The sequence below is a fragment of the Ureibacillus aquaedulcis genome (genome assembly GCF_030418165.1).
Classification (GTDB): Bacteria; Bacillota; Bacilli; order Bacillales_A; family Planococcaceae; genus Ureibacillus; species Ureibacillus aquaedulcis.
Genome location: NZ_JAUHTQ010000008.1, coordinates 34,410 through 51,035 on the forward strand (window position 1 = coordinate 34,410; position 16,626 = coordinate 51,035).

At 40.7% G+C, this 16,626-nt stretch carries 15 protein-coding genes; 14 read left to right on the forward strand and 1 reads right to left on the reverse strand.

Annotated features, from left to right (window positions below):
• Positions 1 to 2: 2 nt before the first annotated feature.
• The 9 genes from fmt to spoVM are packed head-to-tail and all read left to right on the forward strand — an operon-like array spanning position 3 to position 8,524.
• The gene (gene fmt / locus QYB95_RS11630) at positions 3 to 944 is read left to right on the forward strand and encodes a methionyl-tRNA formyltransferase (protein WP_301138499.1); all 942 of its coding nucleotides are present in this window, start codon (positions 3 to 5) and stop codon (positions 942 to 944) included.
• Entirely contained in the window at positions 941 to 2,299 is a 1,359-nt protein-coding gene (gene rsmB / locus QYB95_RS11635) for a 16S rRNA (cytosine(967)-C(5))-methyltransferase RsmB (RefSeq protein WP_301138500.1), read from the forward strand. Before fmt ends, rsmB begins: the two co-directional genes overlap by 4 nt.
• 27 nt (positions 2,300 to 2,326) lie before the next feature.
• Entirely contained in the window at positions 2,327 to 3,466 is a 1,140-nt protein-coding gene (rlmN, locus tag QYB95_RS11640; protein ID WP_301138501.1) for a dual-specificity RNA methyltransferase RlmN, read from the forward strand.
• A gap of 13 nt (positions 3,467 to 3,479) precedes the next feature.
• A complete protein-coding gene (locus QYB95_RS11645; protein WP_301138502.1) occupies positions 3,480 to 4,226 on the forward strand; it encodes a Stp1/IreP family PP2C-type Ser/Thr phosphatase in 747 nt (248 codons plus the stop codon).
• Positions 4,227 to 4,228: 2 nt separating this feature from the next.
• Positions 4,229 to 6,202, forward strand: a complete 1,974-nt coding sequence (gene pknB / locus QYB95_RS11650; protein ID WP_301138503.1) for a Stk1 family PASTA domain-containing Ser/Thr kinase — start codon at positions 4,229 to 4,231, stop codon at positions 6,200 to 6,202.
• A 4-nt stretch (positions 6,203 to 6,206) separates the two neighbouring features.
• The gene (gene rsgA / locus QYB95_RS11655; protein ID WP_301138504.1) at positions 6,207 to 7,088 is read left to right on the forward strand and encodes a ribosome small subunit-dependent GTPase A; all 882 of its coding nucleotides are present in this window, start codon (positions 6,207 to 6,209) and stop codon (positions 7,086 to 7,088) included.
• 2 nt (positions 7,089 to 7,090) lie between these two features.
• On the forward strand, positions 7,091 to 7,756 hold the full coding sequence (rpe, locus tag QYB95_RS11660) for a ribulose-phosphate 3-epimerase (RefSeq protein WP_301138505.1): 666 nt from the start codon (positions 7,091 to 7,093) through the stop codon (positions 7,754 to 7,756).
• Positions 7,756 to 8,406, forward strand: coding sequence for a thiamine diphosphokinase (locus tag QYB95_RS11665; RefSeq protein WP_301138506.1), 651 nt, complete (start codon positions 7,756 to 7,758; stop codon positions 8,404 to 8,406). The genes rpe and QYB95_RS11665 overlap by 1 nt, the downstream gene beginning before the upstream one ends.
• A 16-nt stretch (positions 8,407 to 8,422) precedes the next feature.
• Entirely contained in the window at positions 8,423 to 8,524 is a 102-nt protein-coding gene (gene spoVM, locus QYB95_RS11670) for a stage V sporulation protein SpoVM (protein WP_301138507.1), read from the forward strand.
• 496 nt (positions 8,525 to 9,020) lie between these two features.
• Here spoVM and rpmB read toward each other — a convergent pair whose 3' ends face one another.
• Positions 9,021 to 9,209, reverse strand: a complete 189-nt coding sequence (gene rpmB / locus QYB95_RS11675) for a 50S ribosomal protein L28 (protein ID WP_036202868.1) — start codon at positions 9,207 to 9,209, stop codon at positions 9,021 to 9,023.
• A gap of 732 nt (positions 9,210 to 9,941) precedes the next feature.
• Between rpmB and QYB95_RS11680 the strand changes: the two genes are divergently transcribed.
• The 5 genes from QYB95_RS11680 to recG all read left to right on the forward strand — a co-directional run bounded on the left by QYB95_RS11680 (position 9,942) and on the right by recG (position 16,522).
• Positions 9,942 to 10,304 carry an Asp23/Gls24 family envelope stress response protein gene (locus QYB95_RS11680; protein WP_036202871.1) on the forward strand — a complete coding sequence of 121 codons (363 nt, stop codon included), beginning with the start codon at positions 9,942 to 9,944 and terminating at the stop codon, positions 10,302 to 10,304.
• 18 nt (positions 10,305 to 10,322) lie between these two features.
• A complete protein-coding gene (locus QYB95_RS11685) occupies positions 10,323 to 11,975 on the forward strand; it encodes a DAK2 domain-containing protein (protein WP_301138508.1) in 1,653 nt (550 codons plus the stop codon).
• A gap of 940 nt (positions 11,976 to 12,915) precedes the next feature.
• Positions 12,916 to 13,578 (forward strand): L-serine ammonia-lyase, iron-sulfur-dependent subunit beta, encoded by a 663-nt coding sequence (gene sdaAB, locus QYB95_RS11690; protein ID WP_301138509.1) that lies wholly within the window; start codon positions 12,916 to 12,918, stop codon positions 13,576 to 13,578.
• A 12-nt stretch (positions 13,579 to 13,590) separates the two neighbouring features.
• Positions 13,591 to 14,484 (forward strand): L-serine ammonia-lyase, iron-sulfur-dependent, subunit alpha, encoded by an 894-nt coding sequence (gene sdaAA, locus QYB95_RS11695; protein WP_301138510.1) that lies wholly within the window; start codon positions 13,591 to 13,593, stop codon positions 14,482 to 14,484.
• On the forward strand, positions 14,477 to 16,522 hold the full coding sequence (recG, locus tag QYB95_RS11700) for an ATP-dependent DNA helicase RecG (RefSeq protein ID WP_301138511.1): 2,046 nt from the start codon (positions 14,477 to 14,479) through the stop codon (positions 16,520 to 16,522). Before sdaAA ends, recG begins: the two co-directional genes overlap by 8 nt.
• The last annotated feature ends 104 nt before the right edge of the window (positions 16,523 to 16,626 follow it).

Sequence of the window (16,626 nt, forward strand, 5' to 3'; positions counted from 1 at the left end):
GGATGACGTCAGTTGTTTTTATGGGGACACCGGATTATTCTGTCCCGATTTTACGAATGATCCACGAAGAAGGGTATGAAGTATTGGCGGTAGTTACTCAACCTGATCGTCCGGTCGGTCGTAAGAAAGTGTTAACACCACCTCCTGTGAAAGCGGAAGCTTTACGTTTGGGACTACCTGTCATTCAGCCTGAGAAATTACGCAACTCTGAAGAACTGGAAGAAATTTTAGCCTTGAATCCCGATATTGTAATTACAGCAGCCTTTGGGCAAATTTTGCCCAAAGGTCTACTGGATGCGCCTCGTTTTGGATGTATTAATGTCCATGCATCCTTACTCCCTAAATATCGCGGTGGAGCACCTATCCACCAAGCGATTATTGATGGTGAAGAAAAAACGGGTGTAACAATCATGTATATGGCTGAAAAACTGGATGCCGGCGACATTATTTCGCAGCGCGAGATTGCAATCGAGGATGAAGATAATACAGGTACTATGTTCGACAAATTAAGTGTAGTTGGCAGGGAACTATTAAAAGATACATTGCCTCTTATTATCCAAGGAAAGAATGAACGAATTCCTCAAGACGAAGAACAAGTAACATTTGCCCATAATATTTCGAGAGAACAAGAGCGCGTAAATTGGTCAAATAGTGCAAGAGATGTGTTCAACCAAGTTCGAGGACTCACACCATGGCCAACTGCCTATACGACTTTCCAAGGTGAAAATGTAAAACTATGGTCAGTCAGTGAAGGCGAAAGTCATAATAGTGAAACGCCCGGAAAAGTTGTAAAAATTAATAAAGACAGCTTTGAAGTAGCAACTGGTGATGGAAAGACTGTTGTTATCTTGGAATTGCAGCCTGCTGGAAAAAAACGAATGACTGCACAAGATTACCTGCGCGGCACAGGGTCTAAACTAGCGATAGGAGACCAATTCCAATGACGAAAAAGAAAGAACAAATTTGGGACGGCAATGTACGTGATGCAGCACTAACCATTCTTTTGGCAGTAGATAAACATCAAGCATATAGTAACCTTTTGCTAAATCAAACAATCAATAAATATAAAATTGAAGCAAAAGATCGTGCACTGCTTACCGAATTAACGTATGGTACGCTGCAGCATAAATATACTCTCGATTACTACTTAGAGCCGTTTATCAAAGGGAAAATGGACCTTTGGGTAAAGTGGCTTCTTCGACTTTCACTGTACCAAATCGAGTATCTGGATCGTGTTCCGGACCATGCAGCGGTAAATGAAGCAGTTGAAATTGCAAAACGCAGGGGGCATAAAGGAATAGCCTCTGTAGTTAATGGAGTATTACGTTCCATTTTACGGCAAGGTGTCCGCTCCACTGAAGAAATCAAAGATCCAACAAAACGATTAGCAATCGAAACAAGCCATCCGGAATGGTTGGTTGAACGCTTTGTCGAAGCTTATGGAATTTCAAAGACAACTGAAATGCTGCATGAAAATAATGTACCGCCGTTGCTTTCTGTTCGTGTAAATACAACAAAGGCAACGGTTGAAGAAGTGTTGGCGTTATTGGCAGAAGAAGGTGTAGAAGCCGAGCAAAGTAAAGTAATGCCTGAATGTCTTCACTTAAAGAGTGGACAAGCTTCAAGAACAAAAGCATTCAAAGACGGCTACATTACTATTCAAGATGAAAGCTCCATGATGCCGGCCAATGCCCTGAATCCACAACCAGGATGGCGCGTATTGGATATGTGTGCAGCCCCGGGTGGGAAAACAACACATATGGCTGAAAAGATGAACAACGAAGGCTCAATCCTTGCAACCGATATACATCCACATAAGTTGGATTTAATTGATGAGACAAGTACAAGATTAGGACTAGGAATCATCCAAACTGCTCCGGTGGATGGTCGGAAAGCCGCGCAATTTTTGGAAGCAGAATCTTTTGATGCCGTTTTGGTAGACGCTCCTTGTTCAGGTTTGGGTGTTATGAGGCGGAAGCCGGATATTAAATACACAAAACGCGAGGAAGACTTATCAAGACTTCATGATATCCAACTTGAGCTGCTGGACAATGCAGTGAAGGTTCTTAAGAAGGGCGGACGTCTAGTTTATAGTACATGTACTGTAAATAAGGAAGAAAATGAAGAAACTGTCCAAGCATTTTTAGCGGCTCACCCGGAAATGGAGCCCACTCAATTAGAAAATTTACCGAAAGAACTTTTAGAAAAAAGCCAGGGTGGCATGCTACAAGTATTCCCGCAAGATATTGGGAGTGATGGATTTTTTGTAGCCGCCTTTCAAAAAAGCGAACAAGATTAGACTTAAAAAGGAGAATCCGAAATACTAATGGATCAAAATAAATTTAATGAACGTATACAAGACTTGGTAGAAGAAGCTGAACAAAAGCCTGTCCGTCGTGAGAAAAAAGAAAAACCACAATTAAAAGAATCAATCTATTCACTGCGTCCCGACCAATTGGAAGAATGGTTGACAGCAAATGGCGAAAAAGCCTTCCGTGCTGGACAAATATATGAATGGCTATACGAAAAACGTGTTAAAACGTTTGAAGAGATGTCAAACTTATCAAAAGCTCTGCGTGAAAAGTTGGCAGAGAACTTCCTATTAACAACACTGTCGACGATTATTAAGCAAGAATCAAAAGATGGCACAATCAAGTTTTTATTCCAGCTTCAGGATGGCTATTCAATTGAAACGGTATTAATGCGACATGATTATGGAAATTCTGTTTGTGTTACCACACAAGTAGGCTGCCGTATTGGCTGTACTTTCTGTGCATCCACTCTGGGCGGTTTAAAACGTCACCTATTAGCTGGCGAAATTGTCGAACAGGTGGTTAAAGTACAACAAGAACTTGATGCAGCAGGTGAACGTGTATCACATATCGTAATTATGGGTATCGGCGAACCATTTGATAATTATGATGCAATGATGAACTTCCTGAAAGTCATCAATCATGATAAAGGCTTAAATATTGGTGCTCGACATATCACGGTCTCTACATCAGGAATTGTACCGAAAATCTACAAGTTTGCAGATGAGGAATTACAAATCAATTTTGCTGTTTCTCTTCATGCACCAAACCAGGAAGCACGCCAAAAATTAATGCCGATAGCCCGTGCCTATAAACTGGATGAATTATTGGAAGCTGTTCGCTACTATACGAAAAAGACTGGTCGTCGTGTGAGTTTTGAGTATGGTCTAATGTCAGGCGAGAATGATTCAGTTGAAGTTGCAGAAGAATTAGCGGACTTAATTAAAGGCATTAAATGTCACGTGAACCTAATCCCGATTAACTATGTTCCGGAACGTGATTATATCCGTACATCACGAAATAGTATTTTCGCCTTTGAAAAAACATTAAAAAAACGTGGAATAAATGTAACGATAAGACGTGAGCAAGGCGCTGATATAGCAGCAGCTTGCGGACAGTTGCGAGCGCAAGAACGCCAAGAAGAAACAAAGTAGGTAGGTGACTTTTGTGAAGTTTACAGTCGAAAGTGATATAGGACGTAAACGTATGGTTAATGAAGATCGGGTTGCTTTTTTTGAGCATCCCGATCGCTTTAAGCTCGCCATTTTGGCGGATGGTATGGGTGGTCATAATGCTGGAGATGTAGCCAGCGAAATGGCAATTGAAGAGATGAAATCTAACTTCCTGAACCTGGATGTCACAAAGCTGGATTCCAAGGAGACCCAAAGAAAATGGATGCTCGACACAATTCAATCCGCAAATGGAAAAATCTATAACCACTCTTTGTCACATGAGAGCTGTAAAGGGATGGGGACTACTTTAATAGCAATGCTGATTGACGACAGTGACTGTTTAATAGGGCATATCGGGGATAGTCGAGTGTATTATTTTACTCCCGATAGTGTCTCCTTAATTACAAGAGATCACTCTTATGTCAATATTCTGGTCGAGTACGGGGAAATAAGTGAAGAGGAAGCAGCAAACCATCCTCAAAAAAACTTTATTGTTAAATCCCTTGGCACAGAAAGTACAATCGAACCTGATTTTTATGAGCTTGAATTAGAGCCTGCCACGAATGTATTAATTTGTTCGGATGGCTTAAGCAATAAACTGTCCACTGAAGAGATGGCAGCAATCTTGACCTTGCCGCTATCAATCGATGAAAAAGGGAAGAAATTAATACAGCTGGCAAACGATTCTGGTGGAGAAGATAATATTTCGGTGATTTTATTATCTAACGATGAGGAGGTGTAGAGATGCTTGAGGGAAAACGAATAAATGATCGGTATAAGATTTTGGACCTTATTGGTGGAGGTGGAATGTCAAATGTGTATTTAGCGCATGACATGATTCTCAATCGCGATGTGGCCGTTAAAATCCTGCGGTATGATGCGACAAATGAAGAAGAATTCCATCGCCGTTTCCAAAGAGAAGCCTTATCGGCTACAAGCCTTACACATCCTAATATTGTAAGTATCTATGATGTTGGTGAAGATCAAGATATGCATTACATCGTGATGGAATATATAAAAGGCAAAACATTGAAACAATACATAAACGAGTTTTCGCCTTTGTCGCCTGCTAGAAGTGTACAAATCATGAAGCAATTAACATCGGCAATTGCCCATGCACATGAAAACCACATTATTCACCGTGATATTAAACCGCAAAACATATTAGTAGATCAAGAAGGAAATGTAAAGGTGACCGATTTTGGTATTGCAACTTCATTAACTGCAACGAGCTATACCAAAACAAATTCTGTAATCGGAACGGTTCACTATTTGTCACCGGAACAAGCCCGGGGAGGAACTGCAACAAGCCAGTCCGATATTTACGCACTTGGTATTGTGTTATATGAACTACTAACAGGCGAACTTCCATTTTCAGGAGAATCTGCCGTATCCATCGCTTTGAAGCATTTACAGACAGAAACGCCATCGGTTAGAGCGTTTGACGCTTCAATTCCGCAAAGCTTGGAGAATGTCGTGTTAAAGGCTACTGCCAAAAGCCCTTTGCATCGCTATTTGACTGTGGAAGATATGGAGGAAGATCTTCAAACCGTTTTATCGCCGAATCGCAGTAATGAAACGAAATTCGCTCCACCTGTCGATGATGATGAAACAAAAGCAATCCCGATCATTAAAGAGCCGCTGCCAATCGGAGAAATAGCAAATACGAAGATATTGAATGAAGAGACAGGCAAAATTGAAAAAGTAGAGCTGTCTAAATTGCAAAAAGAGCCAAAAGGTGAAAAGAAGAAAAAAAGCCGCGGCAAAATTTTGGGAATTATACTTGCTTCCATTCTGATTGTGATCTTAGCTGCAATTTTACTGTTTAACTTGTTAAGTCCCGAGCAGGTTGAAATACCGGATGTTGCAAATCTTGAAGTTGATGAGGCAATTGAAACGCTGGAAAGTGCCGGCTTTGTTATCGGTGAAACGAAAGAGAAAAACTCACCGGATGTTGAAGAAGGACTAATAGTCGAGACAAGTCCGAAAGCCGGTTTAAACCGTGTGGAAGGTACGGAAATCGACTTATTCGTTAGCTTGGGAACCGAAAAAGTGGAAATGGATGATTATGTCGGTAAGCAAATTGACCAGGTTACATCCATCCTTGAAAAAAGCGATTTTCTTGATGTTGAGGTAAATTGGATTGAATCAGAACAACCTGAAGGAACAATAATTGAGCAAGAGCCTAGTGCGGGCGAAGAGGTTGTTCCAAGTGAAACCGAGATTGTACTGACGGTTAGCGAAGGGAAAAGCTATGATACCGTCGAGGACCTTTCAGGCTATAATAAAGCCGCATTAAAAGCCTATGAACAAAGATCTGGTTTTAAGATAGAAATTGCGGAAGATTACTCAGATAGTGTTCCTGCCGGTGAAGTCATGGAGCAGACACCGAAAGCTAATGAAAGCCTGGAATTGGGCGGAGAAATTCATGTGGTTGTTTCTTTGGGACCAAAGGAAAAGGAATCAAAATTGTATATTAATAATACTATCATCCGGTATGAACCTGTTGAATTAGGTAATGAACAAGTAATTCGAATCTTCATTCAAGATAAAACCCATACAATGGTAGAACCTTTTGAGGAGTTCAAGATTACTGAGGATACACCTTATAAAATTGAATTAGAAATAACTGAAGATCAACCTGCAGCATATCGAATAGAACGTGATGCAATGATTATTGAAGAAAGAACGATTCCATATAACAGTGTTGAGGAGTGAAATAATGGCTGAAGGCCAAATCCGTAAAGCGTTAAGTGGTTATTATTATGTCTATCAAGATGGAGAATTGGTACAATGTCGTGGCCGCGGTGTATTCCGAAATAGAGGGGAATCACCGCTTGTTGGGGATCATGTTGATTTTACCAAAGAGGGCGATTCGGATGGAACAATCATGAAGATCCATCCAAGAACAAATGAGCTTGTCCGTCCGCCAATTGCCAATATTGATCAGGCATTATTAGTATTTTCAGTGAAGGAACCCGATTTTAATACAATTTTACTTGATCGCTTTTTAGTTGTTCTGGAATCTTTTAATGTAGAACCCATTATTTGTTTGACGAAAATGGATTTACTAACTGACGAGGAACAGGGAAGCTTGCAAAGCTATATTGAAGATTATAAGGAAATTGGCTATGAAATCATTGAAACATATAAAGAGGATGCGACGCTTTTAGAACGTTTACAGCCAGTACTGACAGGGAAAACATCTGTTTTGGCAGGTCAATCCGGTGTGGGTAAATCGACTTTATTAAATACTTTAGTGCCTGAATTGGAATTAGAAACAGGTGTGATTTCCCAAAGTTTGGGCCGAGGGAAGCATACAACACGTCATGTCGAGCTGATTGAAGTTTGTGATGGTCTTCTGGCTGATACACCGGGATTCAGTTCTTTTGATTTTGACACAATTGAAAAAGAAGAATTAACTGCATGTTTTCCTGAATTCAGCAGACTAAGTGAAGGCTGCAAATTCAGAGGGTGTCTACATATCAAAGAGCCAAAATGTGCAGTAAAAGAAGGCCTCCAATCAGGAGAAGTGAACGCTTATCGTTACGAGCACTATCAACAGTTTTTACAAGAAATTATTGATCGAAAGCCGAGGTATTAGTGATGATTAAAATTGCACCATCCATTTTGTCTGCTGATTTTTCCAAATTAGGACAAGAAGTGAAAGAAGTAGAAACAGCCGGGGCTGAGCTGATCCATATTGATGTCATGGACGGGCATTTTGTCCCAAATATTACAATGGGACCAATCGTTGTAGAAGCATTGCGTCCTATTACTCAATTACCGCTGGATGTTCATTTAATGATAGAAAACCCGGATAATTATATTGAACAATTTGCAAAAGCTGGAGCGGATTATATTTCCGTCCATGTCGAGGCATGCAGACATTTGCATCGTACTATTCAACTGATTCGTTCACTTAATGTGAAAGCAGGTGTTGTATTAAATCCACATACACCGATTGATACCATCCAGCATATATTGGAAGACATCGATTTTGTTTTATTTATGACAGTCAACCCAGGTTTTGGAGGGCAAAAGTTCATTTCTTCTGTTGTTCTTAAAATTGAGGCTCTTTCGAAAATCATTAAAGAACGCGGTTTAGCGATTGATATAGAAGTAGATGGCGGCATTACTGCCGAAACAATCGGTTCTTGTGCAAAAGCTGGAGCTACGATGTTTGTAGCAGGCTCTGCGATTTATAATCAGGAAAACCGTGCAAAAGCCCTGCAGGAAATTAAATCGGCTGGAGAGGCTGCAATACAATAATGAGATGTGTTGTAGTATGTTCAGGCGGGCCAAGGGATGAACTTTGCTCATTCGATGAACTTAAGTCCCAAAATGCACTCTTTATAGGGGCTGACAGAGGGGCTCTTTATTTAATAGAGGAAGGGATTGTACCCGTTGAAATTGTAGGTGATTTTGATTCCTTAACCGAAGAAGAATGGCAGCAAGTATCACAAATTGCACTAAGTGTCGAGAAGGTTCAAGCGGAAAAAGATGATACAGATACGGACTTGGCACTCTTGAAGGCGGTAGCCTACCATCCTTCCGAAATTTATTTGACGGGGGTAACGGGAGGAAGACTGGATCACTTTGAAGCAGCTCTTCGTTCCATGTACCGTATTCAAGTAGAGCATCCGCATATTCATATAAAAATTGTAAACTCTCATAATGAAATTCGCATACTATTGCCTGGGGAACATACTATAATACGAGATGAAAAGTTTCGATATATATCATTTTTTGCTTATCAAAATCAAGTAGAAGATGTGACAATCCGGGGCGTAAAATACGAGACTACAAACGATTGCATTGAAATTGGCACTTCTCGCTTTACTAGTAATGAATTGATTTCTAGCCTTGGGTATATCTCCTTTTCATCAGGCATATGTTTAATGATAAGAAGCAGTGACTAAAAAGGAGGGCCAGCATTTGAGAGTTTATACATTTCAATTGCCGAAATTTGTTAGTAGTCTTACACGTAGTTGCATCAATTTATTTACAGGCGGCGGAAAGAAGAAGAAAAAGGACTAGTGTGAATTTTATTTTTCCTGCAATTAATTGCAAGTCCGGCCCCCAGCCTATCTGCTAGATTATGAATTCTAAAAGATTAGGTGGGGGTAATCAAGTGTAATAGAAATACTGGTACGGCCAAAAAGAATATTGGGAACTAAGAATTGTCTGCAAGCAGCAATCATTGCCTAGTGGTCATACTGTGCGATGTGCAACGTTTCTAGAATTGTGAAGCTTTTATATTTCAATGGTGTAACCAATCAACGGGACCAAAAGCAAACCTAAATGTGACTTGTGTGTATTGTCCTTATTCTTTCATCCATGTGTTGCGCAGGAACCGCATTGATTGGAAATTCTTCTTATCACGTTAAAGTGGTTGAAATTAGTTGATAAAAACAAAAAAGAACTGCCCTCTATTTTCACTTTGAGGCAGTTCTTTTTTGACATAAGATTGAATAATAAAAAAACACCAATTTTTACAAATGTAAAAATCGATGTTTTACAGGTTAAAAACCGATTAAACGCGTTCAACTTTACCAGATTTAAGCGCACGAGCTGAAACCCATACACGTTTTGGTTTACCGTTCACTAAAATACGAACTTTTTGTAAGTTTGCACCCCAAGTACGTTTGTTAGCGTTCATTGCGTGTGAACGATTGTTGCCTGAACGAGTTTTTCGACCAGTTACTACACATTGTTTAGGCATGTATATTCCCTCCTTACAGATGAATCTGAAAGATTGTTTTTCAGTTCTTTATTTCACATACTTTAATAATTTAACATAGACAGGAATCCTATGCAATAGTTTTCACATAACCTTTCAAGAAAAAATCCTTTACAGTATGAAAAAGAGTGTTAAAAATGGAAATGCTATATCAAAACAACTATTATAGTTAGAAAAGCGGAAGGTGCTCGCCCAGCTCCGCGTCGACGAAAGCGCAACGTCGTGTTGCATTCTCGACATGACTCATGAACGCGCGCGCCCCAGCAATTGGCCGACAAAAGCGCAACGTCGTGTTGCAAGTCGGCACTTGCACATCCATGTGCGGCGGAAGAAATTGCAAAAGGACGCTCTTTGGCAGAATACGAATTGCTAAGCCCTTCCTATTCTGCATAAGGGCAACTTAGGCTGATTGCCAAATCATTTGCAATCAGCCAAGTTTTCTAATCCTTGCAGGCGATTCTTAACTGCGCGAGGAGCTAGCACCTGCAGCTGGACACAGGAAAAGCGGAAGGTGCTCGCCCAGGGATCTAAAAAGAAAGATGGTATGCAAGTTAGAAAAGTTGCCTTTAAAAAATAAGGTATAAAAGAATTGCGAAAATATAGATAAACATGAAAAAACAAGCAATATGTAGACGAATACCAAGGTTTTCTTTTATAATCAATTTTTGTGTAGTACAATAGAATTTAGCGAAAACTAGCCAAGGGGGCAAAGTCATGTCAGTAGAAATTAATAATGATTTCGGCCATATTGATATTTCAAATGATGTAATTGCACAAATTGCTGGTGGTGCAGCGATCGAGTGCTATGGTATTGTCGGAATGGCGTCTAAACATCAGATTCGTGATGGATTAACTGATATTTTACGAAAAGAGAACTTTGCAAAAGGTGTAATTATTCGACAAGAAGGACAAGACCTTCACATAGATATGTATATTATTGTTAGCTATGGAACGAAAATTTCTGAAGTGGCTTACCAAGTTCAGTCAAAAGTAAAATACACAGTAAATAAAACATTAGGTATGAGCGTTAAGTCGGTAAACATATTCGTTCAAGGCGTTCGTGTTATGAATGTGTAAGAGGAGGATTTTAATCGGATGAAGTCACTAGATGGAATCAAATTTGCAGAAATGGTGCAAATGGGTGCACATAATTTATCTCAGAATGCAAATTTTGTTGACTCTCTAAACGTATTCCCGGTTCCGGATGGAGATACAGGTACAAATATGAACCTGTCCATGACATCAGGTGCTAAAGAAACAGAAAGCAATGTTGGAAAGCATATTGGTAAAACAGCACAGAGCTTATCAAAAGGATTATTAATGGGTGCCCGTGGTAACTCGGGTGTAATCCTATCTCAATTATTCCGTGGTTTCGGTAAGGCAATCGAAAAAGATGGTGAAATTGATGCAATTCAATTTGCCAACGCATTTCAAGCTGGTGTCGACACTGCCTATAAAGCAGTTATGAAACCTGTTGAAGGAACAATTCTAACAGTTGCACGTGAAGCGGCCGCAAAAGCTGTGGAAGTTGCGCAGGAAGAGGACAGTATTATTGCTGTCATGGAAGCAGTAGTGAACGAAGGAAAAAACTCGCTGGACCGTACACCGGACCTTTTGCCTGTCTTAAAAGAGGTGGGCGTTGTCGATAGTGGGGGTCAGGGTTTATTATTCGTTTATGAAGGATTCCTTGCATCATTGAAAGGTGAAGCGCTTCCAGCTAAAAACGATGCATCATTGGATGATTTAATCAGTGCAGAGCATCACCGTGCACAAGATTTCATGAGTACAGAAGATATCGAATTCGGCTATTGTACAGAAATAATGGTTCGTTTTGAACAAGGCAAAGAGGCATTTGACGAAGCAAAATTCCGTGAAGAACTAAACGTAATGGGAGATTCATTACTTGTTGTATCGGATGATGAGATTGCAAAAGTACATATTCACTCTGAAACGCCAGGTGCGGTACTTGCTGCAGGTCAAAAATACGGAAGCTTAATCAAAATTAAGGTTGATAATATGCGTGAACAGCATTCTTCAATTGTGAACAGTCCATCGGAAACAGCTGCACCTGCACCGAAGAAACAAGAAAAACACCCTTATGCAGTCGTGACGATTGCCATGGGTGAAGGAGTTTCGGAGCTTCTGCGCAGCATTGGTGCATCGTATGTCATCGAAGGTGGTCAGACAATGAACCCTTCTACCGAGGACATTGTAAAAGCAGTTAAAGATGTAAACGCTGAACGCGTGTTAATCTTGCCGAACAACAAAAATATCGTTATGGCAGCAGAACAGGCTGTTGAATTGCTGGATATTGAAGCAGCGGTTGTACCAACGAAAACAATTCCTCAAGGAATGGCAGCCATCTTGGCATTTAACCCTGAAAGTTCTGTAGCAGACAATAAAGAAGGTATGACTGACGCATTTGCTCACGTCAAAACAGGTCAAGTGACTTTTGCAGTACGTGATACAACAATCGATGGTGTAGAAATTCATAAAGATGACTACATGGCGTTGGCTGAAGGTAAGATCATTCTATCAACGCCAAAAATGTTGGAGGCAGCAAAAAAAGTTGTCACTGAACTGGTTGACGAGGATTCCGAAATTATTACGATTCTTTATGGTGAAGATGCAACAGAAGAAGAAGCAAACGAATTATCCAGCTTCATCGAAGAAAAATATCCTGACGCAGAAGTTGAAATTGTAGAAGGAAAACAATCATTATATCCATTTATTTTGTCGATTGAATAATAATGAATGGTTGCGAGAAGTAACTTTCTTTGCTAAATAATAGGCTAACCAGAAAAGTTGTTAAGTGAGCAACTTTTAATGGTTGGCTTTTTTATTTTTGGGGAAAGTGGGGACTTCAGATTCTATAGCCATGACAAAAGTCAGGTAACGGTAAATAAAGAAAAATTCAGAAATGTCATAGTGAAGTTTTCAGTAGAAAGCGTCTATAGGACAAACCGGAGCTAAACCAGAAGGAAAGTGTCCGATAGAAAGCGTCTATAAGACAAATCAAAGCTAAAGCAGGAGGGAAGTGTCCAAGAGAGTGTGTCTATACGACAAAGCGGAGCTAAACCAGAAGGAAAGTGTCCAATAGAAAGCGTCTATAAGACAAATCAATGGTAAAGCAAGAGGGAAGTGTCCAAGAGAGTGTGTCTATAGGACAAACCGGAGTTAAACCAGAAGGAAAGTGTCCAATAGAAAGCGTCTATAAGACAAATTAAAACTAAAGCAAGAGGAAAGTGTGCAATAGAAAGTGTCTATAAGACAAATTAAAGCTAAAGCAGGAAGGAAGTGTCCAAGAGAGTGTGTCTATAGGACAAACCGGAGTTAAACCAGAAGGAAAGTGTGCAATAGAAAGCGTCTATAAGACAAATTAAAGCTTAAGCAGGAGGGAAGTGTCCAAAGGAAAACGTCATAAGACAAATTTGAGCTCAGCTCAGAGAGCACTGTCCTTTATAACACTCCCCCCAAAAAATAACCACCCCGATCCAGCACAACACCTATAGCAGCAACTCTTTTCCTACCTTAAATTCCATTTTCAGAAAAAAGAAGTATTCTAAAAAATATATATTTTGTGTCTCTATGAATCTTCGTGATAAACTAGGCTTAAAATAATAGAATTTATTTCTTATAACAAATGATTTCGGCTTTTAATATACTTTAAAGTAAAGGGGAGAGTAGGTTGAAATTCACTTCAGTTTTTGACATCATTGGTCCGGTTATGATTGGACCTTCGTCTTCTCATACAGCAGGGGCTGCACGGATCGGTCGAGTGGCCAGAGATCTATTTGGCCGGAAACCGAAATGGGCGAAAATTCACCTGTATGGTTCATTTGCTGAGACATTTAAGGGGCATGGAACAGATGTAGCCATCGTTGGGGGACTTTTGGATTTTGATACATTTGACGAACGCATTAAAACAGCATTTGAGCACGCGAAGAATGAAGGCTTGGAATTTGAAATGATACCGGAAACAGCGAATAAAGAACATCCCAATACAGCTCGAATTGTAATGGGTGACGAAATGGGTGAAATGTCGGTAGAAGGGATTTCCATCGGCGGTGGTAAAATTGAAATCAGTGAAGTGAACGGATTTAAATTACGGTTGACTGGTGGAATGCCGGCAATATTGGTGGTTCATGATGACCGAGCGGGTTGTATTGCCAATGTTGCGAATTGCTTGGCGATGCACCATGTGAATATCGGCCATATGGAAGTATCCCGAATTGAACGAGGTCAAACGGCTTTAATGGTAATTGAAGTCGATCAAAATATTGATGAGCGTATTTTGCAACAAATTTCATTGATACCAAATATTACGAAGGTATCTAAAATAAACAACTAGGGAGTGAGCTTTATGGACGTATTATTTCATAATGTAAGAGAATTAGTTGAACTTGCTGAGAAAGAAAATAAGCTCATTTCTGAAATCATGATTGAACAAGAAATGAAGATGACTGGCCGCACAAGAGAAGAAATTTTTGCGCAAATGGATAGAAATCTAATTGTCATGGAGCAAGCGGTTGAACGCGGGCTAAATGGTGTCCAGTCGGTTTCCGGTTTGACTGGCGGGGATGCGGTTCTGCTGCAAAATTATATTGCATCCGGCAAAAGTCTTTCAGGGGATTTATTGTTGGACGCTGTTAGTAAGGCGGTAGCAACAAATGAGGTAAATGCGGCAATGGGAACAATTTGTGCGACGCCCACAGCAGGTTCCGCAGGGGTAGTACCTGGAACATTATTTGCCGTGAAAAATAAGTTGAATCCTACTCGCGAGCAGATGATTCGTTTCTTATTTACATCCGGTGCATTTGGATTTGTCGTTGCAAACAATGCATTTATTTCAGGCGCTGCAGGCGGCTGTCAGGCAGAAGTAGGTTCCGCAGCTGGTATGGCGGCAGCGGCAATAGTAGAAATGGCTGGGGGTACACCTGCACAATGTTCGGAAGCGTTTGCAATCACATTAAAAAATATGCTGGGTCTTGTTTGTGATCCGGTTGCAGGTCTTGTAGAAGTTCCGTGTGTGAAACGTAATGCAATGGGGGCAGCAAATGCAATGGTAGCTGCAGATATGGCACTTGCTGGAATAACTAGCCGAATTCCTTGTGATGAAGTAATTGGTGCGATGTTCAGAATCGGTCAGACAATGCATCCGAGCTTGAAAGAAACAGCTCGTGGGGGGCTTGCTGCAACACCTACGGGTAAAGCGCTTGCTGCGAAAATCTTTGGAAGTGCAGTAGAAGTTGACTAAAAAATTAGAACCAATTACAGCACTAAAAGGAATTGGAAAAGAAACGGCTGAACACCTAAGTGAAATGGGTATCTATACAATCGACGATCTTATTTGGACGTTCCCCTATCGCCATGAAGATTTTCGTTTAAAAGATCTGGCAGAAACACCACATAATGAAAAAGTGACAATTGAAGCGAGAGTGGAAAGTGTTCCAGCCGTGCTTTATCTGGGTAAAAATAAATCTAGAATTCAAGTTACGGTATTAGCAGGAAGACATCTTGTGAAAGTTGTATTTTTCAATCAAAATTACTTAAGAACGAAGCTTGTTCCAGGTGAAATCGTCACGGTCTCAGGGAAATGGGACCGTGGGCGACAAGTCATCAATGGCACATCAATCAAATTTGGACCGAAAACGGACAATACAGATTTCGAGCCTGTTTATAGTTTGAAGGGCTCTATCCATCAAAATAAATTTCGAAAATACATGCGTCAGGCGCTTGATCTACTTGACGGTGAAATGGATGAAACACTTCCAAGTCAATTAATCGAACAATACCAATTGCCTAAATTATCCGATGCCTTGGAAGGCGTTCATTTCCCGAAAGATGCCGACCATGCCAAACAAGCAAGAAGACGTTTTGTTTATGAGGAATTATTGCAATTCCAATTACGCATTCAGTCGCTAAGGAAAATCAGAAAAGAAAATGAACAAGGAATCGCCATTCAATATGAACTGAAAAAAGTGCGTGAGTTTATTAAACGGATATCATTCGAACTGACAAGCGCTCAAAAACGAGTGGTCAATGAGATTAGTAAAGATTTGAAAGAGCCGCATCGCATGAACCGACTTTTACAGGGGGATGTAGGTTCCGGTAAGACGATTGTGGCTGCTATTGGATTATATTCCGCGGTTACAGCGGGGTTTCAGGGTGCGTTGATGGCGCCAACAGAGATCCTGGCTGAACAGCACGCAGAATCCTTGAAAGGCTGGTTCGATCCAATTGGGGTGAAAGTAGCCCTGCTTTCTGGTTCCACGAAAACAAAAGAAAGAAAAATGTTATTGGAACAACTACATAACGGCGAAATAGATATCTTGATTGGTACGCATGCCTTGATACAACCAGATGTCGTTTTCAAGAACCTGGGATTTGTTATAACTGATGAGCAGCACCGTTTTGGTGTGGAACAGCGTAGAATCTTGCGGGATAAGGGGATGAATCCGGATGTGCTGTTCATGACGGCGACACCTATTCCAAGAACGCTGGCAATCACTGCTTTCGGTGAAATGGATGTCTCCATTATTGACGAATTGCCGGCAGGGCGTAAGCAAATTGAAACGCATTGGCTGAAGAAGGAACAATTGAATTCGAGCATAGCCAAAATGGAATCGGAGCTGCGAAATGGCAGACAAGCCTATGTGATTTGTCCGCTGATTGAAGAATCGGATAAGTTGGATGTACAAAATGCCGTGGAAGTATATGAGCAGCTTTCAACCATCTTTAATGGACGCTATAAAGTTGGGTTAATGCATGGAAGACTCCATCCCGACGAAAAAGATGCTGTTATGCGGGAGTTTTCTGAAGGGAAAATTGATGTGCTAGTTTCGACAACCGTTGTAGAGGTTGGGGTTAACGTACCGAACGCAACATTTATGATGATCTACGACGCCGATCGCTTTGGGCTGGCCCAGCTCCATCAATTGCGTGGTCGGGTAGGCCGTGGGGAGCACCAATCCTATTGTGTGCTTCTGGCTGACCCCAAGTCAGAAGAGGGAAAAGAACGGATGATGTCCATGACCCAAACAAATGATGGCTTTAAGCTTGCAGAAAAGGACTTGGAACTCCGGGGACCAGGTGATTTCTTTGGAAAAAAACAAAGTGGTCTGCCCGATTTCAAAATGGCAGATTTGGTGCATGACTACCGAACACTGGAAGTAGCCAGACAAGATGCAGCCAAACTCATTTACGATGAGCAATTTTGGCAAGCCGAGGAATACCGTTATCTGCGTGAGATGTTGGAAGAGTCCGGCGCTTTAAATGGAGAACGAATTGATTAAAACGGGTAAGTTTTAAAAACGATTTTCGCTACTGAATGCGGGGATCGTTTTTTTATTAGCCGAAAGATTGAAGTGACTAGATAACAGTAAAAAGTGGCGAGATT